Raw genomic sequence first — 19,702 nt, 5'->3', positions numbered from 1 at the left:
ATGCAGGTCCTCGTCACCGGCGCCACCGGCTACATCGGTGGCCGCCTCGTCCCCCGTCTCCTCGAAGCCGGCCACTCCGTCCGCGTCTTCGTCCGCAACCCCCGCAAGCTCCAGGACGTCCCGTGGAGCAGCGACGTCGAGATCGCCGAGGGCGACCTCCAGGACGCCGAGGCGGTGCGTCGCGCCGTCGACGGCGTCGAGGCCGTCTACTACCTGGCGCACGCGATGGGTGCCGACGGCGACTTCGAGTCGGCCGAGCGCGAGGCCGCCGAGACCATCGCGCGCGAGGCGAAGCGGGCGGGCGTGGGTCGCTTCGTGTACCTGGGCGGCCTGCACCCGGACGGCGAGCTGTCGAAGCACCTGCGCAGCCGGAAGGAGGTGGGGGAGATCCTGCTCGCCTCCGGCGTGCCGACGGTCGCCTACCAGGCCGGCGTCGTCATCGGGTCCGGCAGCACCTCGTTCGAGATGATCCGGCACCTGACCGACGTCCTGCCGTGGATGCCCGCGCCGCGCTGGGTCCGCAACCACATCCAGCCGATCGCCGTGCGCGACGTCCTGTACTACCTCGTCGCAGCTCTCGACGTCCCCGCGGGCGTCAACCGCACCTTCGACATCGGCGGACCCGACGTCCTGCGCTACGGCCAGATGCTCAACGGCTACGCGGTCGAGGCGAAGCTGCCGCAGCGCCCCATCACGGTCCTGCCGGTGCTCACCCCGCGCCTCGCCGCGCACTGGTTCAACGCCGTCACCCCGATCCCGCGCAAGCTCGCGACGCCGATCATCGAGTCGCTGCAGTTCGAGTGCGTCCAGCGCGAGCACGACATCGACGACGTCGTCCCGCAGCCCGACGGCGGGCTCACCACGTACCGCCGGGCCGTCCGCCTGGCCCTGAACAAGATGCGCAGTGGGCAGGTGCAGACGAGCTGGCGGAGTGCGACGCTCTCCAGTGCCTCGGCCGACCCGATGCCGAACGACCCGGACTGGGCCGGGCACACGGTCTACGTCGACGACCGGAAGCGGCACTCGACCGCCTCCGCCGAGGACGTCTGGCGCGTCGTCGAGTCCATCGGCGGCGAGAACGGCTGGTACTCCTTCCCGCTCGCCTGGGTGGCCCGGGGCTGGCTGGACAAGCTCGCCGGCGGCGTCGGGTTGAACCGCGGCCGGCGCGACCAGCAGCGGCTCGAACAGGGCGACGCGCTCGACTGGTGGCGCGTCGAGCGGCTCGAACGTGGGCGCTCCCTGCGGCTCCGCGCCGAGTTCAAGTCGCCGGGGCGCGCGTGGCTCGAGATGACGGTCACCCCGGACCCCGAGGGTGGCAGCGACTACCACCAGCGGGCGATCTACTTCCCGCACGGACTCGCCGGGCGTCTGTACTGGTACGGCATCCTGCCGTTCCACGGCATCATCTTCCCGGGTATGGTCGAGCGCATCACGGCGGCGGCCGAGCGGGAGTCCGACCACACCGAGTCGACCCAGCACAACAGGACCCAGCACAATGGGACCCCTGAGCCGGCGCACGAGGAGGCAGCATGACCGACGACCGCAGTCCCGTCCTCTTCCTGGGGGACAGCATCACCGAACAGGGAACCTGGGACACCTGGCTCCCCGACGAGCACACCCTGAACCAGGGGATCGGTGGCGACACGACCGATGGCGTGCTGACGCGCCTCGACGCCGTCATCGCCGAGCAGCCCGAGGTGATCGTGCTCCTCATCGGCACGAACGACTTCGGCAACCACCGAGCGAGTGCCGAACACGTGGTCAGGAACACCGAGACGATCCTCGTCACGCTCCGGCGTGAACTGCCGGGCGTCCGACTCCTCCTCGTGTCGATCCTGCCGCGGCAGGCCGATTACGCCACGAAGATCGAGCAGGCGAACCGGCACCTCCGGCAGTTCGTCGCGACCTGCCACGCGCAGTACCTCGACGCCTGGCCGGCACTGGCGGATGGCGACCACCTGGACGACCGCTTCACCGAGGACGGCCTGCACCTGACCGAAGAGGGCTACCGCGCGCTGGTCGGTGAACTGGTTCCGGCGCTGGAGCGCGTCCGTGACCTCCCGCCCATGTCGCGGTCGATCCAGGCGATCGACCTCGACGGCGCCTCGGCCTGATGGCCGCACGCAAGGGACGGCCCCCGCTGGGGTCGTCCCAGCACGGTGTGCCCGCAGCGCCCGTGCGTCCGGCTGCCGGCTCCCCGAGTCGCACCCGCGAGACACCGCTGTTCACCCGACCGGCCCTCGCTCCGTCCCTCATCGCCGCGATCGTGCTGCTCGCCTGCGTCGCGATCGTCGACTCGTCCGGGTTCGTGTTCGCCCGCTGGGGGGTGACGGTCCTCGCCCTCATCGTGCTCGTCTTCTCGATCCGCGGGAAGACCTGGTGGGCATCCGTGCTCATGGCAGCCGTCGCCGTCTGCTGGAACCCCCTCGCAACCGTGCCGGTACCCGGGCAGGTCTGGGCCGCGCTGCAGCTCGTGGCCGCCGTCCTGTTCGTGGTGGTGGGCCTCGTCGTCAAGGTTCCCCGCGAGACGGACGCGCCCCGGGCCTCCTGACCGGCCGCCTCAGCCGCGGAGAACCGAGCGGGCGGGCGGACGGTAGGATCGCAAAGTCGGGTACAGGACCCGGCAGCACGACCCGAAGGGCATGGATGAACGACGAGACCGAGCCGGTGACCGAGAGTCCTCTGCTGACCCCTCGACCGTCCTCCGGCGGTCTCGACCGGTCCGACGTCGTCGTCCGCAAGGGCCGCCTCACGCTGCTGAACGGGCACCTCACGCCACAGCAGTCGATGATCGAGGACCTGCTGTTCCTCGATGACGCCCTCACGGCGGCCGACGTCGACCATCTGCTCATCCGCGGCAACGACCAGCGACCCGTGATCGCGGTCGACGAGCGCGACCGGCAGCGTGCCGAGAGCGCCGTCATGGCCGCCGCGGTGAACGAGCCCTTCTACGCCAAGCCGCCGGGTGAACCGGCCGTGCTCGTGCAGGACGACGGGCTCGGCTCCGTCGACGAACCCGTGCTCCGGGTCTTCCGGCCGCGCCTCGAGCCGCTGGGACGCCTTCGCTACGGCGCTGAGACGAGCGTGCAGCTGGAGTTCTGGCGGGTCACCGACACCGAGGTCCTCGCCCCCGTCGAGAACGCCCTGATGCGCCGCAGCCTACCTGTCGACGAGTTCGTACTCGTCGACATCGAGCGGTACGGCCGCACCTGGCGCACCGTCGAGCACATGTTCGACGACCACGTCTCGGACATCCGGTTCCCGATCGACATCGTCTTCTCGTGGGTCGACGGCAACGCCATCGAGTACCAGCGCGCCCGCCAGGCCGCGCAGTCGAACGCCGTCCTGGGTGAGGGCGACGACGCCCCGGCCCGGTTCCGGCAGATCGACGAGCTGAAGTACGCGCTCCGCTCGGTGCACACCTTCGCACCGTGGATCCGCCAGATCTACATCGCCACGGACTCGCCGGCGCCGCACTGGCTCGCCGAGCACCCGAAGGTCCGGATCGTCCGCAGCGAGGAGTTCTTCGCCGACCCGTCCGTGCTGCCGACCCACAACTCCCAGGCCGTCGAGTCGCAGCTGCACCACATCCCGGGGATCAGCGAGCACTTCATCTACTCGAACGACGACATGTTCTTCGGCCGCATGGTCGACCCGTCGATGTTCTTCAGCCCGGGGTCGGTGACGAAGTTCATCCTCGCGACCACCCGCATCGGGCTCGGATCGAACAACCCGGAGCGCAGCGGATTCGAGAACTCAGCGCGGGTCAACCGTCGCCTCCTGCAGCAGCGGTTCGGCGCCGTGACCACTCGGCACCTCGAGCACGCGCCGACGCCCCTCCGCTCCTCGATCATGACCGAGATGGAGCACGAGTTCGCCGCCGAGTTCGCCTCGACCGCGGCGTCGCGGTTCCGGGCAGCCGACAACATCTCGGTGACCAACTCGCTGTACCACTACTACTCGCTGCTCACCGGGCGGGCGATCGTGCAGGAGAACGCGGAGGTCCGGTACATCGACACCACGATGCAGTCCGGGCTGCGATCCCTCGACGAGCTGCTCAAGAAGCGGAACGCCGACTTCTTCTGCCTGAACGACGGCAGCTTCCCGGAGGTCAGCGACGCTGAACGCACGCAGCGCGTCACCGACTTCCTCGAGCGGTACTTCCCGTTCCCCGCACCGTGGGAGCGCCCCGGCGCTTAGGACGCGAAGCGTCCTGCCGGGGCGCTCCGGGCGAGCCTGCGAGTCCGGCGCCGGAGACCAGCCATGCGCCCTCAGCGCGCTCCCACCCCGCATGGTGAGCAGAAATGGTCGGGTCCCTGGTGCGGACCCGACCATTTCTGCTCACGAAGTGCGGCGGACTACCGGTGGATGGGGGAGACGGGCACCGAGTCGAGCGTGAAGACCGGGATGCTCGAGGTGACCGGTGCCGGCTCGACTGCTGCTGGGATGGTGACACCGTGTGCGGCGAGGCGTTCCTCGGTCTCGACGGCGGAGACGGGCTGACCGACGGTCGAGTAGTGCCCGATGGGTACGACCGAGTGGACGACGTTGCGTCCGTACACGTGCACCAGGTTGAACGATTGGGCGCCGTCACGCCCGCGGGTACCGCCCTGGTACTCGGTGAGGTCCTGGGTGTAGCAGGTCGCGCTGGCGACGGAGACCGGGACGCCGGCGAACACTGCGCTCGTCGAGTAGTGCAGGTGTCCGGCGATGATCGCGAGGACGTCGCTGCCCTCGATGACCTCGGCCAGGGCCAGCTGATCGCGCAGCTCGACCAGGACGGTGAGGTCCTGCACGCTCGGCACCGGCGGGTGGTGCATCGCCAGGATCGTGCCGTGCGGGGCGGCCTCGGACAGGACCTCGGCGAGCCAGTCGAGCTGCTCGGGTGAGACCTCGCCGTGGTGGTGGCCCGGCACGCTCGTGTCGAGGGTGATCACGCGGAGGCCGTTGACGTCGTACACGAAGTCGACCGGACGGTCCGTCGGCTGCAGGCCGAAGAGCTCCTGACGGAAGGCGCCGCGTTCGTCGTGGTTGCCCATCGCCCAGATGACCTGGGCGCCGATGCGGTTGGCGACTGGCTCGAGGATCTCGCGAACCCGAGCGTATGCGCCCGGCTCGCCCTTGTCGGCCACGTCGCCGGTCACGACGATCGCTTCCGGCCGGGTGCCGGAGGCTTCGATGTCGGCGACGATCTCGGCGAGTCGCGCGGCCGAGTCGACGTCGCCGTACAGGTCCCGGTCTCCGGAGACCAGGTGCGTGTCGCTGAGGTGGAGGAGGAAGTGGTTCGGCCTGGGGTGTTCGGCCGTCCGGCTGTCCATCGGGGTCTCATTCCGTTGGCGGATGCGTGGTGCAACACGTTGCCACACCGTCCTGGACGAGTCCAGCACGTCACAGTGAACCAGTCGTGAACTGGGGGCGGCGTGTTGAGGCGAAACAGGGAAACCCCCCGACCACGAAGTGGACGAGGGGTTTCCCTGTTTCTTGCCGAGGAATGTCGCGGGGTCAGTGATCGCCAGGGCCGACCTGAGGTGCCTGGTGGCCACCCTCGAGGTCCGGGCCGTGATGCGCTGCGTGCGCTGCCTCGAGCTCGGCCTTCGAGACCGGCTCGATGCGGTCTTCGAAGAAGAAGCGGGAGACACCGGCGCGGACCTTCTGCAGACCCGTGATCTTGCCCTTCGCGTTCGGACGGATCATCAGCGGCTTGTACTCGTTGAACTGCAGGAGCTTCCAGCGCTCGTACTCGTCGAGCTGCTCGTGCACCTCGATGTACTCACCGTGGGGGAGTCGGACGATGCGACCGGACTCGTAGCCGTGCAGAACGATCTCGCGGTCCTTCTTCTGGAGGGCGAGGCACACGCGCTTCGTGATCCAGAAGGCGATGAACGGGCCGAGGACCGTCGTTGCCTGGATCACGTGGATCACGTGTTCGATCGACACCAGGAAGTGCGTCGCGATGATGTCCGACGAGGCGGCCGCCCAGAGGCTCGCGTAGAGCGTGATCCCGGCGGCGCCGAACGCCGTACGGGTCGGCGCGTTGCGCGGGCGGTCGAGGATGTGGTGCTCACGCTTGTCGCCCGTGACCCACGCCTCGATGAAGGGGTAGAGCAGGATCGCCAGGATGAGCAACACCAGGACCGCGATCGGCGCCAGGATGTTGAACGACACCGTGTAGCCGAACCACACGACCTCCCAGTGCGGCGGCACCAGACGGAGCGCGCCGTCGGCGAAGCCGATGTACCAGTCGGGCTGGGTACCGGCGGACACCGGGGAGGGGTCGTACGGGCCGTAGTTCCAGATCGGGTTGATCGTGAACAGCGACGCGATGAGGGCCAGGATGCCGGCGACGATGAAGAAGAACCCACCGGCCTTCGCGGCGAACGCCGGGAGGATCGGGACACCGACGACGTTCTCGTTGGTCTTGCCCGGACCGGCGAACTGCGTGTGCTTGTTGATCACGACGAGCACGAGGTGGACACCGAGCACCGCGACGAGGATCGCCGGCAGCAGCAGGATGTGCAGCGTGTACAGGCGGCCGACGATGTCGGTACCCGGGAACTCGCCACCGAAGAGCAGGTAGGCGATCCAGACGCCGATGACCGGGACACCCTCGATCATGCCGACGATGATCCGCAGGCCGTTTCCGGAGAGCAGGTCGTCGGGGAGCGAATAGCCGGTGAAGCCCTCGGCCATGGCGAGGACCCAGAGCAGGAAGCCGAAGACCCAGTTGAGCTCGCGCGGCTTGCGGAAGGCGCCGGTGAAGAACACACGGGCCATGTGCAGCATGATCGACGCCACGAACAGCAGGGCTGCCCAGTGGTGGATCTGACGGACGAAGAGCCCACCGCGGATGTCGAACGAGATGTCCAGCGTGGACTGCAGTGCCGTCGACATCGCGACGCCCTTGAGCGGGACGTACGAGCCGTTGTAGACGACCTCGGTCATGGACGCCTGGAAGAAGAACGTCAGGAAGGTCCCGGAGAGCAGCACGACGACGAAGCTGTACAGCGCCACCTCGCCGAGCATGAAGCTCCAGTGGTCCGGGAAGATCTTGCGGCCGACTTCCTTGACGAGGCCCGAGATGCTGGTGCGCTCGTCGATGTAGTTGGCGACCCCGCCGATGATGCGGGACCCGCGCTCCGGTGCCGGCTTGTTCGTCGACGTGTTCGGGGCGGTGGTGGTGGTGCTGGTCATCAGCGTTCACGCTCCCAGAAGGACGGTCCGACGGGCTCGTGGAAGTCGCTCTTCGCGACCAGGTAGCCGTCGTCGTCGATCGTGATCGGAAGTTGGGGGAGGGGACGTGCGGCCGGGCCGAAGATGACTTCGCAGTTGTTCGAGACGTCGAACGTCGACTGGTGGCACGGGCACAGCAGGTGGTGCGTCTGCTGCTCGTAGAGCGCGACCGGGCACCCGACGTGGGTGCAGATCTTGGAGTACGCGACGATGCCGTCGTAGCCCCAGTCCTCGCGACCCTTGGACGGGTTGAGGTCCTTCGGGTCGAGACGCATCAGCAGAACGGCGGCCTTGCCCTTCTCCTCGAGCATGTGCTCGGACTCGAGCATGCCCTCGGGGATGACGTGGAACACCGAACCGATGGTCACGTCCGACGCCTTGATCGGGAGACCGGTCGGGTCCTTCGTCAGGCGGAGCCCCTGCTTCCAGAAGGTGTGACGCAGCAGCTCGTTCGGGTCCTCCGCCGGGGCGAAGTCGCGCACCAGGACGATGCCGGGGAGCGGGAACGCAGCCAGCGCACCGATCATCGAGTTGCGGATCAGCTTGCGACGGCTGAAACCGGACTCCTTGTCGGCCAGCTGGAAGGCTTCGACCGCCTTGGCGCGGGTCGCGTCGGTACCGCGCGTACCGTGGCGGAGCTCGGTGATCTCGCGATCGACGACGAGCGACTTGGACCAGTACACGGCGCCGAGACCCAGCGCGAGGAGCGCGAGTGCGATCGACAGGCCGAGGAAGAGGTTCGCGGTGCGGACCGTGCCGAAGTCGTTCGAGTCAATCGGGAAGGCGACGTAGGCCGCGACCGACAGAACGCTGCCGACGATCGACAGGTAGAAGTACCCGGCGACCTGGCGCTCGGCCAGACGCTGCTTCTTCGGGTCGACGTCGGTACGACGCGGGCGGTGCGGCGGCTCGCCCGGGTTCTCGAACGGGTCGGCGGGGAGGACCGCGATCCCGGGGGAGGTGGTCGTGCCGTGCTTCTCGACAGCCGAGGACGAGTTCAGCGTCTCGTCGTCGTGCTCTGCCATGGTGTTCCCTTCAGTGTCGTTCGACACGGACGATCAGTTGGACTTCGCGGTCAGCCAGACGGTCATCGCGACGACCGCGCCGAGTCCGAAGATCCAGATGAACAGACCCTCGGCGACCGGCCCCAGGGAGCCGAGTGCGAAGCCACCGGGGGACTTGTTGTCCTGCACGTACTTCAGGTACGTGATGATGTCGGCCTTCTGCTCCGGCGTCAGGTTCAGGTCGTTGAAGACCGGCATGTTCTGCGGGCCGGTGAGCATGGCCTCGTAGATGTGCTTACCGGAGACCGTCTCGAGGCTCGGGGCGTACTTGCCCTCGGTCAGCGCACCGCCGGCGCCGGCCACGTTGTGGCACATGGCGCAGTTGATACGGAAGAGCTCGGCGCCCTCGGCCGCGTCACCCTTCTCACCGTCGGTGAGCTCGGTGGACGGGACCGACGGGCCGGGGCCGAGGGAGGCGACGTACTCGGCGAGAGCATCGACCTGCTCGTCCGTGAACTGCGCCGGCTTCTCTTCGGCCTGCGGGCCCTGTGCGGCCATCGGCATGCGGCCGGTGCCGACCTGGAAGTCGACCGACGCAGCTCCGACTCCGATGAGGGACGGGCCCTCGCTCGTGCCCTGCGCGGAGAGACCGTGGCAGGTGGCGCAGTTCGACGCGAAGAGCTTCTCGCCCTCGTTCACCTGCGACTGGCTCGAGGCGGCGACGGTGCTCGTGCTGTCGTCGGCGTTCGCCGTGGAGCTGAACAGTGCGTACGCGCCACCGGTGGTCATGAGACCCACGACGATGAGCGACACGGTCGCCATCGGGGAGCGGCGGCCCTTCTTGGACTTGGTTCTGTTGAACATGTGCTGGGGGGTGTCCAGTTCCTACTTGAGAAGGTAGATGACGGCGAAGAGGAAGATCCACACGACGTCGACGAAGTGCCAGTAGTACGACACGACGATCGCGGTGGTCGCTTCCTTGTGGCCGAAGTTCTTCGCGGCGAACCCGCGGCCGAGCGTCAGCAGGAAGGCGATGAGGCCACCGGTCACGTGGAGGCCGTGGAACCCGGTGGTCATGTAGAACGCCGAACCGTAGGCACTGGAGGAGAGCGTCACGCCCTCGTGCCAGAGGTTGGCGTACTCGAAGATCTGGCCGCAGACGAAGATCGCACCCATCGCGTAGGTGACGAAGAACCACTCCGTCATGCCCCAGTGGCGTGGGTTCCAGCTCGTGCGGTGCACCTGGAAGCGCTCCGCGGCGAACACTGCGAACTGGCAGGCGAAGCTGGACAGCACCAGGATGATCGTGTTCACGGACGCGAAGGGCACCGCGAGCTTGGAGGTCTCGGTCGCCCAGAGCTCGGGGGACGTGCTGCGCAACGTGAAGTAGATCGCGAACAGGCCGGCGAAGAACATGACCTCGCTGCCCAGCCACACGATCGTCCCCACGGCCACGGCGTTCGGCCTGTTGAGGGCCGGACCGCTGGCTGATCTGGAGAGAGAGGTGCTAGTCACGTCCTCCATTATGGCCGAAACCACGGACAGTGTTTTCGCAGGAGACTGGCGGGTCTCTCGAATTCACTACGATCGACCCATGCCTGATGCACTTTCTTGGCCAGCGGTGATCAGCGCGCTCATGGCGCGCGAGGACTTGACGATCAGGCAATCCACATGGGCCATGGAGCAGATCGTGCACGGACGCGCGACGTCGGCGCAGATCGCCGCGTTCGCCGTGACGCTCCGCGCGAAGGGCGAGACGGTCGACGAGGTCGTCGGGTTCCGTGACGCGATCCTCGACGCCGCCGTCCCGCTCGACGTCGACCCGATGGCCCTCGACATCGTCGGGACCGGTGGTGACGTCGTCGGCACCGTGAACGTGTCGACGATGGCTGCCATCGTCATCGCGGCTGCCGGCGTGCCCGTCGTCAAGCACGGCAACAAGGCCAGCTCGTCGAAGTCCGGGTCGAGCGACGTGCTCGCCGCACTCGGACTCGATCTCACGATGGACGCCGCGCGTGTCGCAGAAACCTTCCGGCGTGTCGGACTGACCTTCGCGTTCGCCAACGCGTTCCACCCCGGGTTCGCGCACGCGGGACCGGTCCGGCGCGAGATCGGTGTGCCGACGGTGTTCAACTTCCTCGGCCCGCTCGTCAACCCCGCGCGGTGCGAGGCGAACGCCGTCGGCGTCGCCCAGCTCGACCTCGTGCCGATCATCACGGGCGTGTTCCAGACCCGCGGTGCGACGGCGCTGGTGTTCCGCGGCGATGACGGGCTCGACGAGTTGACCACCACCGGGCACAGCCACATCTGGGAGGTCACCGGTGGCAGGGTCACCGAGCACGATCTCGATCCGCGCGACCTCGGCATCCCACGCGCCCGGACCGAGGACCTGCTCGGCGGCGACCCGGAGCACAACGCCGGCGTCGTGCACCGGGTGCTGGCGGGCGAGACCGGCTCTGTCCGTGACATCGTGCTGCTCAACGCTGCGGCTGGCCTGGTGTCGTTCCGGCTCGCGCAGGACCCGAACGAGTCCGACCGGCCGATCCTGCAACGCTTCCGCGAGCAACTCGTGGTCGCCGCCGAGGCCATCGACTGCGGCGCCGGTGCGCGCAAACTGGCTGACTGGGTCGGCGCAGCGCCCGCTGCGTAGCCCCCAGCATCGCCGCGCACAGCACTCAGCGGACAGGTCCGCACCCTGCGCGTGTGGCGCCCGGGCAACGACGGGAGGCCCGGTGCCGGTTCTCAGAACCGGCACCGGGCCTCCAGTGCGTCGCGTCAGGGCGGACTACTGAACGTCCTCGTCGACCCAGTCGAAGGTCTTCGTGACGGCCTTCTTCCACAGACGGAGCGTGCGCTCGCGCTCGGCAGCGTCGAGCTGGGGCTCCCAGCGCTTGTCCTCCTGCCAGTTGGCACGGAGCTCGTCGAGGTTGGCCCAGAAGCCGACCGCGAGACCGGCGGCGTAGGCCGCACCGAGGGCCGTCGTCTCGGCGACGACCGGACGGACCACCGGCACGTTGAGGATGTCGGCCTGGAACTGCATGAGCTCGCTGTTCGCGGTCATGCCGCCGTCGACCTTGAGCTCGGTGAGGTCCACGCCGGAGTCGGCGTTCACCGCGTCGAGGACCTCGCGGGTCTGCAGCGCCGTCGCTTCGAGGGCCGCACGCGCGATGTGGCCCTTGTTCACGTAGCGGGTCAGGCCGACGATCGCACCGCGGGCATCGGGACGCCAGTACGGTGCGAAGAGGCCCGAGAACGCCGGCACGAAGTACACGCCACCGTTGTCCTCGACCGTCTTGGCCAGGGCCTCGACCTCCGGGGCGCTGCCGATCAGGCCGAGGTTGTCGCGGAGCCACTGGATGAGCGAGCCCGTGACGGCGATCGAGCCCTCGAGGGCGTAGTGCGTCTCCTGGTCGCCGAGCTTGTAGCCGACGGTGGTGAGCAGCCCGTTCTCGGAGCGCACGATCTCGGTACCGGTGTTGAAGATCAGGAAGTTGCCGGTGCCGTAGGTGTTCTTCGACTCGCCCTGGTCGAACGCGGCCTGGCCGAAGGTCGCGGCCTGCTGGTCGCCGAGGATGCCCGCGATCGGGACCTCGCGGAGCAGGCTGGAGGACTCGACGTGGCCGTAGACCTCGGACGAGCTGACGATCTCGGGGAGCATCGACTTCGGGACACCGAAGTCGGCGAGGATGTCGTCGCGCCACTGCAGCGTCTCGAGGTCCATGAACAGCGTGCGGGACGCGTTCGTGACGTCGGTCTTGTGCACGCCGCCGTCGACGCCACCGGTCAGGTTCCAGAGGACCCAGGTGTCGGTGGTGCCGAAGAGCAGGTCGCCCGCTTCGGCCTTCTCACGAGCGCCCTCGACGTTCTCGAGGATCCACATGATCTTGGTGCCGGCGAAGTAGGTCGCGAGCGGGAGACCGACGATGGCCTTGTACTTGTCTGTGTCCCCGCCGGCGAGCTTGTCGACGATCGCCTGCGTGCGGGTGTCCTGCCACACGATGGCGTTGTAGATCGGCTTGCCGGTCGTCTTGTCCCAGACCACCGCGGTCTCGCGCTGGTTGGTGATGCCGACCGCTGCGACGTCGTGGCGCGTGATGTCGGCACGCGACAGTGCCTGACCGATCACCTCGCGGGTGTTGTCCCAGATCTCGGCGGGGTCGTGCTCGACCCACCCGGCGCGCGGGAAGATCTGCTCGTGTTCCTTCTGCCCGGTCGAGATGATCGAACCGGAGTGGTCGAACACGATCGCTCGGGTGGAGGTCGTGCCCTGGTCGATGGCGACGATGTAGTCGGCCATTGGTGCTCCTTACGGGTGTTCGGTGCGGTGGGCGATCACCGGACGGAGACCGCACACCCCGGGGTGGGGTTGGTTCAGCTGACGACGGGCAGCAGGGCGTAGGACAGACCGGCGGCGATGGCGCCACCGATCAGCGGTCCGACGACCGGCACCCAGGCGTAGGCCCAGTCGCTCGAGCCCTTGCCCTTGATGGGCAGCAGGGCGTGCGCGATGCGCGGACCGAGGTCACGGGCGGGGTTGATGGCGTAGCCGGTCGGGCCACCGAGGCTGACACCGATCGCGATCACGAGGAAGGCCACGGGGATCGCGCCGAGCTCCGACGGCGTCTGGCCGTTGGTGAAGGCGATCACGACGAAGACCAGGACGAAGGTGCCGATGATCTCGGTGACGAGGTTCCAGCCGTACGATCGGATCGCGGGGCCGGTGGAGAACACGCCGAGCTTGGCGGCCGCGTCGGGCTCCTCGTCGAAGTGCTGCTTGTAGGCGAGCCAGACGATGACCGCACCGATGATCGCGCCGATCAGCTGGGCGAGCCAGTAGAGGAACATCTCGCCGACGGTGATGTTGCCGAGCATGGCCTGCGCGAGGCTGACCGCGGGGTTGAGCTGTCCACCGGACTTGTACGACACGGTGACGCCGGCGAAGACCGCGAAGCCCCAGCCGATCGTGACCATGAGGAACCCGGCTCCGAAGCCCTTCGACTTCGCCAGCGAGACAGCGGCGACGACGCCGCCACCCAGGATGATGAGCATCGCCGTGCCGACGAGCTCGGACAGGAAATTGACGCCGATGCCGTCCATCGGTGACCTCCAGTGCGTGAGGGTGGGGGTCCGGTGGTGCTGCGCCGGCACTCCCCGTTGAGTGATTGACGCCGAGCATAGTGACGCCGCTCACGGCCGGGCGATGAATTCGGGAGCGAAGTGCGGGATCGTGCACGAACGTGCAGGCCGACTGTCCCCAGCACGATCGGGAGCCGGCGACGCATCCCCGGTCTGCTGCACGAACGTGCATCGGCATCGGACGACCCGCCGCGCCGTCGATGTAGATTGGGCGCACTCCGGTCGACGACGCGCGGTGTGACCGCCCACGGCTCGACCCCGAACCCGTGGAGGCACCGCATGAAGAAGCTCATCAACGACCCGCAGGCCGTGGTCGACGAGACCGTCCGGGGATTCGCCCGCGCGCACGCCGGACACGTGGTCCTGGTCGAGGACCCGATCCACCTGCACCGCGCCGACGCTCCGGTCGCCGGCAAGGTCGGCATCGTCAGCGGTGGCGGCAGCGGCCACGAGCCCCTGCACGCCGGGTTCGTCGGCCACGGCATGCTCGACGCCGCGGTCCCCGGTCCGATGTTCACGAGTCCGACCCCCGACCCGATCCTCGCCGCCACGAAGGCTGTCGACGGTGGCGCGGGCGTGCTCCACATCGTGAAGAACTACACCGGCGACGTCCTGAACTTCGAGACCGCCGCGGAACTCGCCGCCATGGACGAGGTCCGCGTCGAGTCGGTCGTGGTCGACGACGACGTCGCCGTGCAGGACTCGCTCTTCACCGCCGGCCGTCGCGGCGTCGCCGGCACCGTCGTGGTCGAGAAGTGCGCCGGGGCGGCCGCCGAGCGGGGCGACGACCTGGACACCGTGGCCGCGGTCGCCCGCCACGTCAACGCCGTCACGCGGTCGATGGGACTCGCCCTCGCCTCGGGCACGGTGCCGCACGCGGGGGAGCCCTCCTTCGTCCTCGCCGACGACGAGGTCGAGCTCGGCATCGGGATCCACGGCGAACCGGGTCGCGAACGCATCGCGATGGCCCCGGCCGACGAGCTCGTCGACCGGGTGCTCGAACCGATCCTCACGGACCTCGACGCCCCCGCCGGCTCCTCGCTGCTGCTCCTGGTGAACGGCATGGGGGGCACGCCGCTGTCCGAGCTCTACATCGCCTACCGACGCGCCGCCGAGGTCCTCTCCGACCGTGGCTACGAGGTCGCGCGTAGCCTGGTCGGCGACTACGTCACGTCCCTCGAGATGCAGGGGTTCTCGCTCACCGTCACGGTGCTCGACGACGATCTCACCGCCCTCTGGGACGCGCCGGTGGAGACCCCGGCACTGCGCTGGGGCCGCTGAACCATCGCTCACCATCCAGGAAGGGACACGAATTGGCGCTCGACACCGCATGGGCCATCGACTGGGTCCGTCGCACCACCGCGACGATCGACGAGCACCGGGCCGAGCTCGTCACGCTCGACCGGGAGATCGGCGACGGCGACCACGGAGAGAACCTCGACCGCGGGTTCCGGGCCGTGCTCGAGGCCGTCGACTCCGGGTCCTTCGACACCCCGGGTGCCGTGCTCAAGACCGTCGCGACGAAGCTCATCTCGACCGTGGGAGGTGCGGCCGGCCCGCTCTTCGGCACCGCCTACCTGAAGGCGGCACAGGCCGCCGGTGACGCGGCCGAACTCGATGCGGACATCCTCGTCGCCGTCCTCACCGCCGCCCGCGACGGGGTCGTGTCCCGTGGCAAGGCCGCGGTCGGCGACAAGACGATGGTCGACGCGTGGAGCCCCGCGGTCGACGCCGCAGCAGCGGCTGCCGGTGCCGGCGACGACCCGAAGGCCGTGCTCACCGCGGCCGCCGACGCCGCCGCACAGGGAGCGGCCGACACCGAGCCGCTCGTCGCCCACAAGGGCCGCGCGAGCTACCTCGGCGACCGCGCGATCGGGCACCGCGATCCCGGCGCCCAATCGACGGCGTACATCCTGCGCGCCGCGGTGGATGCAGCGTGACCGTCGGCATCCTGGTCGTCTCGCACAGCGCGGCGATCGCGACGGGCACGGTCGAGCTCGCCCGGCAGATGGCGGCGGACGTCCCGCTGGTCGCCGCCGGCGGGACCGACGACGGCGGCATCGGAACCTCGTTCGAAGCGATCACCGCCGGGATCGAGGAGCTCGCCGACACGGACGCAGTCGTGGTCCTCTGCGACCTCGGTTCCGCCTACCTGACGACCGACACCGCGCTCGACTTCCTCGACGACGACCTCCGCGGCCGCGTCCACGTCTCGCAGGCACCCTTGGTCGAGGGGACGGTGGCCGCGGCGGTCGCCGCCCAGACGGGCGGTGGCGCCGACGCGGTTCTGGCCGCTGCGGCGTCGGCCGTGGGTTCCGAGGCGGACGCGAGCACCGCCTCCCGTCCGCCCGGTGACCAACCTGGAGGCACGGGGCCGGCCGACTGGGCAGGCGCCGTCGACGACGTGGCCGGGTCCGACCGCCTCAGCGCGTCGGTCGAGCTGGTGAACGAGACCGGGCTGCACGCCCGGCCTGCCGCGGAGTTCGTGAAGACGGCGGCGAAGTACGACGCCGCCGTGCGCGTGAACGGCGTGGACGCCAAGAGCCTGCTCGCGATCATGGCGCTGGCGCTGCCCAAGGGTGCGACGGTGTCGATCGAGGCGACCGGGCAGGACGCACGGGCCGCGGTCGACGCCCTCGTGGAACTGGTGCGGGCGGGCTTCGGCGAATGATGCTGCCCCCGGGCGAGGCACCGGCGGTCAGCGGACCGTGAGTTCCTGCAGGCCGGTGACCCGGAGCAGCTCGAGCTTCGCGGCGGCCTCGGACCCCGGCACCACCGTGTAGACGACGATCCGCAGGTCGCCGCCGGGCACGCTCAGCACGTCGCAGTCGATGTCGATCGGGCCGACCGGCGTGTGCACGAGCTTCCGGCTCGCCCGGTGCTCGGCCACCCGACCGGTGTCCCAACGGCGTGCGAACTCGGGGGACTCCCGCTGCAGGCGTGCGACGAGCTCGGCGAGGTCGCGGTCGGCCGGGTAGCGGCCGTACGCCTGCCGCAGGTCGGCCGCGAGGTCGCTGGAGAACTCCTCCTGGTGCTCGTCGTCCCAGTCCACGCCGTTGTGCTCCTGCATGAAGTGCCGCCACACCAGGTTCCGCTCGAGCCCGACGTACCGCGAGGGGTCGCCGTTCACCGCTGCCCACAGGTCGTTCCAGAGCACGATGTCGTGGGTCGCCGTGAACACCGCGAGCGGGACGTCGCCGAGCCGGTCGACCAGGCGCTGGACGCCCGGCGTGATGTGCCGCGGCACGACCTGCCGCGACGGCGGTGCCACGCCGGCCACGCGGCACAGGTGGTCCCGCTCCTCGGCCGTGAGACGGAGCGCCGTGGCGAGCGACGCGAGCAACTGCGGCGACGGGTTCGTCGCGCGGCCCTGCTCGAGGCGGACCACGTAGTCGACACTCAAGCCCGCGAGGGCGGCGAGCTCCTCGCGCCGGAGCCCGGGTGTCCGTCTGCCGGGACCGGCCGGCAGGCCGACCTCCTCCGGACGCACCCGGTCGCGCCAGGAACGCAGCACGTTCGCGAACTCGCTCATGCCCACCATCATCGCCCCGCGCCTCCCGATCGTCCTGGTACTGCTGGTCCCACCGTCGCAGCGTGCCTGGGGGAGCCGAGGCGGTGGGGGCAGGGTGGGGGCATGACAACGACACTGATCACCGGGGCCAACCGCAGCCTCGGACTCGAGACCGCACGCCGACTGATCGACGCCGGCCACACCGTGTACGCCGGCATGCGCGACCCGGCCAGCGGCGACGACGCCCGCGCACTCGGCGCCCACGTGGTGCAGCTCGACGTGACCGACCAGTCGAGCATCGACGCGGCGATCGGGACGATCCCGTCCCTCGACGTGCTCGTGAACAACGCCGGGGTCCTCGGCACCTCGTTCGGGGTCGACGACCTCGACGCGACCGCGATGGCGACCGTCCTCGACACCAACGTCACCGGCATCGTCCGGGTCACACGGGCCGCACTGCCCCTGCTGCGCCGCTCGGACGCGCCCGTGATCGTGAACGTCGCGTCGGGCGTCGGCTTCCCGCGCTGGCTGACGACCCCGGGGCACGACGAGTACGGGGTGCCCGCCGTGCCGTACGCGGCGTCGAAGGCCGCCGTGATCGCGCTGACCGTGCAGTACGCGAAGAACCTGCCCGGATTCCGCGTGAACGCCAGCGACCCGGGCTACACCGCGACTGAGTTCAACGGGTTCGGCGGGCACCAGACGATCACCGAGGGCACGGACGCGACGGTCATGCTCGCGACGATCGGCACCGACGGGCCGACGGGGGAGTTCCACAACCGCGAGGGCCGCATCGAGTACTGAGGGACGGCACCCCGTCAGTCGTGCACGTCGGCACCGAACCCCGGCCCGGGGCGCATCATCCAGCCGTCCGGGTCGGGCAGCGGGCGGAACCCGAACCGCTCGTACAGCCCGTGGGCATCCGCGGTGAACAGGGCGAAGCGCTTCAGGCCGAGCGGCTCGACCGCCTCGGTCACGCCGCGCACGAGTGCGACACCGACACCGCGACCCCGGGCGTCGGGGTCCACGAACACGTCGGCGAGCCACCCGAACGTCACCCCGTCCGTGATCACCCGCGCGTAGCCGAGCTGCTCGCCGGTCGTCGCGTCGAACACGCCGAAGTTCCGGGAGCCGGCGATGATCGCCTCCTGCGTCGCACGGTCCCGCCCGCGGGCCCAGTACGACTCCTCGCTGAGCCAGCGGTGGACGCGGTCGACGTCGAGGTCGGCGGGGTCGGCGGAGAAGCGCAGATCGGTCACGCGCCGAGTCAACCGGCAGGCCCGCTCCCACGGCAACGGCCGATCGGGTCGCGGTGGCCCGCTCCCGTGGGCGGGCTCGTCGGGCGTGACGGTCGCGGTGTTCTGAGGGCCAGCGTCCCGATCAGTCCTGTGGGCGGGTGTCCGCGTGCCGGCGGATGCGCACGACGACCGTGCCGATGACCACTGCGGCGGCGATCCCGACGACGCCGAGCAGGAGCGCTTGGCCGCCGTGCCCGTGGGCGTGGGTGCCGGTGCTCGACGGGGCCGCCGCGGCCGTGGGTGCCGAGGACGGCGTGGGCGCGGCCATCGGGCTCGTCGTCGTGGTCGGAGCGGTCGGCGACGCGGCCGGTTCCACCGTGAACGCGAACTGCCCCTCGATCGGATGGCCATCGGGGGAGACGTACCGCCAGACGACCGTGTGCGGTCCGGGGGAGAGCGACACCGCCTTCGACAGCGAGGTGCCCTCGACGGCCACCGATCCCGAGGACTCGTCCGCGCCGTCGTCGCCTCGCACCTCGATGCGGAGGCCGGCCTCGAGTCCGGCGAGCGGCGCCTCGTTGAACGTGAGGGTCACTCGCTCGAGATTCGAGGCAACGGTCGCGCCGTCGGCCGGATCGCTCGCGGTCATCGCGGCGTGCGCCGAGGCGGACGTGGCTCCCGCGATCACGAGGAACGCAGCCAGCACCGCGGCGAACAGGAGTCGAGTGGTCACCACGAGGCAGTGGCGCTGGTCATGTCGTCCGTCGTGCACGCACGAGACGCTACGGAGGCGATCCCGAGCGTCGCGTCAGCGACCGGGGCCAGGGACGGACCGCTGAGTTGACATAATATGCATTATCGGCGCCTTGACTGGGAGGCTCCGTCAGCAGAAGAGGTCGAGTCCGACGCCCGGACTCGACCTCTTCTGCCCACGAACGACGGTGGTGTCAGTCCGCAGGCTCCGTCGGGACGTCGTCGGCGTCGATCTCGAGCGCCGCCGGCTCGCCGCCCTGTTCCTGCAGGTCACCCTGGTCGGTGTCGGGCTGTTCCGGCGTCTCGCTCTGCGTGGTCTCTTCTGCGGGGTCAGGCTGGCTGTAGCTCATGCGCGGGACGGTACGCCGCGGCCCTGAGGACGCTTCCGGCTGCTGTGCGCGACCGCGTCGTCGTCCCCCGAGCGGACCATCGAGAGCAGAAATGGTCGGCTCCCCCGAAGGGACCCGACCATTCCGCTCACCATGTGGGCGTGAGCCCGAGGGCTCGTCAGCTGTTGAGCATCTGCGTCGCGACGACCGCGCCGATGATCATGAAGATGACCGCGATCACGATGGCGATGATGCTGAGGACGATGCCAGCGAGCACCATACCGCGGCTTCCCACGGCGCGGCGGCGGGCGATGATGCCGAGGACCAGGCCGACGATGCCCGCGATGAGCCCGACGATCGAGAAGAGGAACGCGAAGACGACCCCGACGATGCCGAGGACCAGCGAGCCGACCGCGAGGCCGTTGCCGCCACTGGCAGCGGTGGTGTTCTGGGCGGGCGGGTAGCCGTTCGTGGACATTGAAGCTCCATTCTGATCAGGAC

The 19,702-nt window shown here is 69.4% G+C and carries 21 protein-coding genes; 9 read left to right on the top strand and 12 right to left on the bottom strand.

Features of this window, described 5'->3' with window-relative positions:
• From ITJ56_RS10165 to ITJ56_RS10150, 4 genes are all read left to right on the top strand, one after another.
• Positions 1 to 1,533: an SDR family oxidoreductase gene (locus tag ITJ56_RS10165; RefSeq protein WP_228517479.1), complete on the top strand. Its 1,533-nt coding sequence runs from the start codon at positions 1 to 3 to the stop codon at positions 1,531 to 1,533.
• The gene (locus tag ITJ56_RS10160; RefSeq protein WP_194630361.1) at positions 1,530 to 2,114 is read left to right on the top strand and encodes a GDSL-type esterase/lipase family protein; all 585 of its coding nucleotides are present in this window, start codon (positions 1,530 to 1,532) and stop codon (positions 2,112 to 2,114) included. Before ITJ56_RS10165 ends, ITJ56_RS10160 begins: the two co-directional genes overlap by 4 nt.
• Positions 2,114 to 2,551 (top strand): DUF6804 family protein, encoded by a 438-nt coding sequence (locus tag ITJ56_RS10155; RefSeq protein ID WP_194630360.1) that lies wholly within the window; start codon positions 2,114 to 2,116, stop codon positions 2,549 to 2,551. The genes ITJ56_RS10160 and ITJ56_RS10155 overlap by 1 nt, the downstream gene beginning before the upstream one ends.
• Positions 2,552 to 2,646: 95 nt before the next feature.
• The gene (locus tag ITJ56_RS10150) at positions 2,647 to 4,200 is read left to right on the top strand and encodes a stealth conserved region 3 domain-containing protein (protein WP_194630359.1); all 1,554 of its coding nucleotides are present in this window, start codon (positions 2,647 to 2,649) and stop codon (positions 4,198 to 4,200) included.
• A 158-nt stretch (positions 4,201 to 4,358) separates the two neighbouring features.
• Here ITJ56_RS10150 and ITJ56_RS10145 read toward each other — a convergent pair whose 3' ends face one another.
• From ITJ56_RS10145 to ITJ56_RS10125, 5 genes are all read right to left on the bottom strand, one after another.
• Complete coding sequence (locus tag ITJ56_RS10145; protein WP_194630357.1) at positions 4,359 to 5,318, bottom strand: phosphodiesterase; 960 nt, start codon at positions 5,316 to 5,318, stop codon at positions 4,359 to 4,361.
• A gap of 184 nt (positions 5,319 to 5,502) precedes the next feature.
• Entirely contained in the window at positions 5,503 to 7,191 is a 1,689-nt protein-coding gene (locus tag ITJ56_RS10140; protein ID WP_194630355.1) for a cytochrome b, read from the bottom strand.
• The gene (locus tag ITJ56_RS10135; RefSeq protein ID WP_194630353.1) at positions 7,191 to 8,255 is read right to left on the bottom strand and encodes a ubiquinol-cytochrome c reductase iron-sulfur subunit; all 1,065 of its coding nucleotides are present in this window, start codon (positions 8,253 to 8,255) and stop codon (positions 7,191 to 7,193) included. Before ITJ56_RS10135 ends, ITJ56_RS10140 begins: the two co-directional genes overlap by 1 nt.
• A 33-nt stretch (positions 8,256 to 8,288) precedes the next feature.
• Entirely contained in the window at positions 8,289 to 9,098 is an 810-nt protein-coding gene (locus ITJ56_RS10130; protein WP_194630346.1) for a c-type cytochrome, read from the bottom strand.
• Between the two features lie 21 nt (positions 9,099 to 9,119).
• Positions 9,120 to 9,758, bottom strand: coding sequence for a cytochrome c oxidase subunit 3 (locus ITJ56_RS10125; protein ID WP_194630344.1), 639 nt, complete (start codon positions 9,756 to 9,758; stop codon positions 9,120 to 9,122).
• A 70-nt stretch (positions 9,759 to 9,828) separates the two neighbouring features.
• Here ITJ56_RS10125 and trpD point away from each other — a divergent pair, with 70 nt between their 5' ends.
• Positions 9,829 to 10,884 carry an anthranilate phosphoribosyltransferase gene (trpD, locus tag ITJ56_RS10120; RefSeq protein ID WP_194630342.1) on the top strand — a complete coding sequence of 352 codons (1,056 nt, stop codon included), beginning with the start codon at positions 9,829 to 9,831 and terminating at the stop codon, positions 10,882 to 10,884.
• 135 nt (positions 10,885 to 11,019) lie between these two features.
• Here the strand turns inward: trpD and glpK are convergent, their stop codons facing one another.
• On the bottom strand, positions 11,020 to 12,531 hold the full coding sequence (gene glpK, locus ITJ56_RS10115; RefSeq protein WP_194630340.1) for a glycerol kinase GlpK: 1,512 nt from the start codon (positions 12,529 to 12,531) through the stop codon (positions 11,020 to 11,022).
• 74 nt (positions 12,532 to 12,605) lie between these two features.
• Positions 12,606 to 13,331: an MIP/aquaporin family protein gene (locus tag ITJ56_RS10110; RefSeq protein WP_194630338.1), complete on the bottom strand. Its 726-nt coding sequence runs from the start codon at positions 13,329 to 13,331 to the stop codon at positions 12,606 to 12,608.
• A gap of 318 nt (positions 13,332 to 13,649) precedes the next feature.
• Between ITJ56_RS10110 and dhaK the strand changes: the two genes are divergently transcribed.
• The 3 genes from dhaK to dhaM are packed head-to-tail and all read left to right on the top strand — an operon-like array spanning position 13,650 to position 16,041.
• Positions 13,650 to 14,651: a dihydroxyacetone kinase subunit DhaK gene (dhaK, locus tag ITJ56_RS10105; protein ID WP_194630336.1), complete on the top strand. Its 1,002-nt coding sequence runs from the start codon at positions 13,650 to 13,652 to the stop codon at positions 14,649 to 14,651.
• A 32-nt stretch (positions 14,652 to 14,683) separates the two neighbouring features.
• Positions 14,684 to 15,310 carry a dihydroxyacetone kinase subunit DhaL gene (dhaL, locus tag ITJ56_RS10100; protein WP_194630334.1) on the top strand — a complete coding sequence of 209 codons (627 nt, stop codon included), beginning with the start codon at positions 14,684 to 14,686 and terminating at the stop codon, positions 15,308 to 15,310.
• A complete protein-coding gene (gene dhaM / locus ITJ56_RS10095; RefSeq protein ID WP_194630332.1) occupies positions 15,307 to 16,041 on the top strand; it encodes a dihydroxyacetone kinase phosphoryl donor subunit DhaM in 735 nt (244 codons plus the stop codon). The genes dhaL and dhaM overlap by 4 nt, the downstream gene beginning before the upstream one ends.
• A 27-nt stretch (positions 16,042 to 16,068) precedes the next feature.
• Here the strand turns inward: dhaM and ITJ56_RS10090 are convergent, their stop codons facing one another.
• The gene (locus ITJ56_RS10090; protein ID WP_194630331.1) at positions 16,069 to 16,902 is read right to left on the bottom strand and encodes a helix-turn-helix domain-containing protein; all 834 of its coding nucleotides are present in this window, start codon (positions 16,900 to 16,902) and stop codon (positions 16,069 to 16,071) included.
• Positions 16,903 to 17,004: 102 nt separating this feature from the next.
• Here ITJ56_RS10090 and ITJ56_RS10085 point away from each other — a divergent pair, with 102 nt between their 5' ends.
• Positions 17,005 to 17,685 (top strand): SDR family NAD(P)-dependent oxidoreductase, encoded by a 681-nt coding sequence (locus ITJ56_RS10085; RefSeq protein ID WP_194630329.1) that lies wholly within the window; start codon positions 17,005 to 17,007, stop codon positions 17,683 to 17,685.
• A gap of 14 nt (positions 17,686 to 17,699) precedes the next feature.
• Here the strand turns inward: ITJ56_RS10085 and ITJ56_RS10080 are convergent, their stop codons facing one another.
• The 4 genes from ITJ56_RS10080 to ITJ56_RS10065 all read right to left on the bottom strand — a co-directional run bounded on the left by ITJ56_RS10080 (position 17,700) and on the right by ITJ56_RS10065 (position 19,679).
• A complete protein-coding gene (locus ITJ56_RS10080; RefSeq protein ID WP_194630327.1) occupies positions 17,700 to 18,140 on the bottom strand; it encodes a GNAT family N-acetyltransferase in 441 nt (146 codons plus the stop codon).
• A gap of 121 nt (positions 18,141 to 18,261) precedes the next feature.
• On the bottom strand, positions 18,262 to 18,891 hold the full coding sequence (locus ITJ56_RS10075) for a copper resistance CopC family protein (protein WP_194630326.1): 630 nt from the start codon (positions 18,889 to 18,891) through the stop codon (positions 18,262 to 18,264).
• A gap of 175 nt (positions 18,892 to 19,066) precedes the next feature.
• A complete protein-coding gene (locus ITJ56_RS10070; protein ID WP_194630324.1) occupies positions 19,067 to 19,222 on the bottom strand; it encodes a hypothetical protein in 156 nt (51 codons plus the stop codon).
• A gap of 157 nt (positions 19,223 to 19,379) precedes the next feature.
• Positions 19,380 to 19,679: a DUF4190 domain-containing protein gene (locus ITJ56_RS10065; RefSeq protein ID WP_194630322.1), complete on the bottom strand. Its 300-nt coding sequence runs from the start codon at positions 19,677 to 19,679 to the stop codon at positions 19,380 to 19,382.
• Positions 19,680 to 19,702: the final 23 nt, after the last annotated feature.

Origin of the sequence: Curtobacterium sp. VKM Ac-1376 (assembly GCF_015351025.1) — a bacterium.
Lineage (GTDB): Bacteria > Actinomycetota > Actinomycetes > Actinomycetales > Microbacteriaceae > Curtobacterium.
This window is presented reverse-complemented; position numbering and strand designations above follow the sequence as displayed.

What these genes read in the sequence shown, in the direction of transcription:
- ITJ56_RS10165 (WP_228517479.1), top strand. Translation starts at nt 1, where the DNA reads ATGCAGGTCCTCGTCACCGGCGCCACCGGCTACATCGGTGGCCGCCTC.
- ITJ56_RS10160 (WP_194630361.1), top strand. Translation starts at nt 1,530, where the DNA reads ATGACCGACGACCGCAGTCCCGTCCTCTTCCTGGGGGACAGCATCACC.
- ITJ56_RS10155 (WP_194630360.1), top strand. Translation starts at nt 2,114, where the DNA reads ATGGCCGCACGCAAGGGACGGCCCCCGCTGGGGTCGTCCCAGCACGGT.
- ITJ56_RS10150 (WP_194630359.1), top strand. Translation starts at nt 2,647, where the DNA reads ATGAACGACGAGACCGAGCCGGTGACCGAGAGTCCTCTGCTGACCCCT.
- ITJ56_RS10145 (WP_194630357.1), bottom strand. Translation starts at nt 5,318, where the DNA reads ATGGACAGCCGGACGGCCGAACACCCCAGGCCGAACCACTTCCTCCTC.
- ITJ56_RS10140 (WP_194630355.1), bottom strand. Translation starts at nt 7,191, where the DNA reads ATGACCAGCACCACCACCACCGCCCCGAACACGTCGACGAACAAGCCG.
- ITJ56_RS10135 (WP_194630353.1), bottom strand. Translation starts at nt 8,255, where the DNA reads ATGGCAGAGCACGACGACGAGACGCTGAACTCGTCCTCGGCTGTCGAG.
- ITJ56_RS10130 (WP_194630346.1), bottom strand. Translation starts at nt 9,098, where the DNA reads ATGTTCAACAGAACCAAGTCCAAGAAGGGCCGCCGCTCCCCGATGGCG.
- ITJ56_RS10125 (WP_194630344.1), bottom strand. Translation starts at nt 9,758, where the DNA reads ATGGAGGACGTGACTAGCACCTCTCTCTCCAGATCAGCCAGCGGTCCG.
- trpD (WP_194630342.1), top strand. Translation starts at nt 9,829, where the DNA reads ATGCCTGATGCACTTTCTTGGCCAGCGGTGATCAGCGCGCTCATGGCG.
- glpK (WP_194630340.1), bottom strand. Translation starts at nt 12,531, where the DNA reads ATGGCCGACTACATCGTCGCCATCGACCAGGGCACGACCTCCACCCGA.
- ITJ56_RS10110 (WP_194630338.1), bottom strand. Translation starts at nt 13,331, where the DNA reads ATGGACGGCATCGGCGTCAATTTCCTGTCCGAGCTCGTCGGCACGGCG.
- dhaK (WP_194630336.1), top strand. Translation starts at nt 13,650, where the DNA reads ATGAAGAAGCTCATCAACGACCCGCAGGCCGTGGTCGACGAGACCGTC.
- ITJ56_RS10090 (WP_194630331.1), bottom strand. Translation starts at nt 16,902, where the DNA reads ATGAGCGAGTTCGCGAACGTGCTGCGTTCCTGGCGCGACCGGGTGCGT.
- ITJ56_RS10085 (WP_194630329.1), top strand. Translation starts at nt 17,005, where the DNA reads ATGACAACGACACTGATCACCGGGGCCAACCGCAGCCTCGGACTCGAG.
- ITJ56_RS10070 (WP_194630324.1), bottom strand. Translation starts at nt 19,222, where the DNA reads ATGAGCTACAGCCAGCCTGACCCCGCAGAAGAGACCACGCAGAGCGAG.
- ITJ56_RS10065 (WP_194630322.1), bottom strand. Translation starts at nt 19,679, where the DNA reads ATGTCCACGAACGGCTACCCGCCCGCCCAGAACACCACCGCTGCCAGT.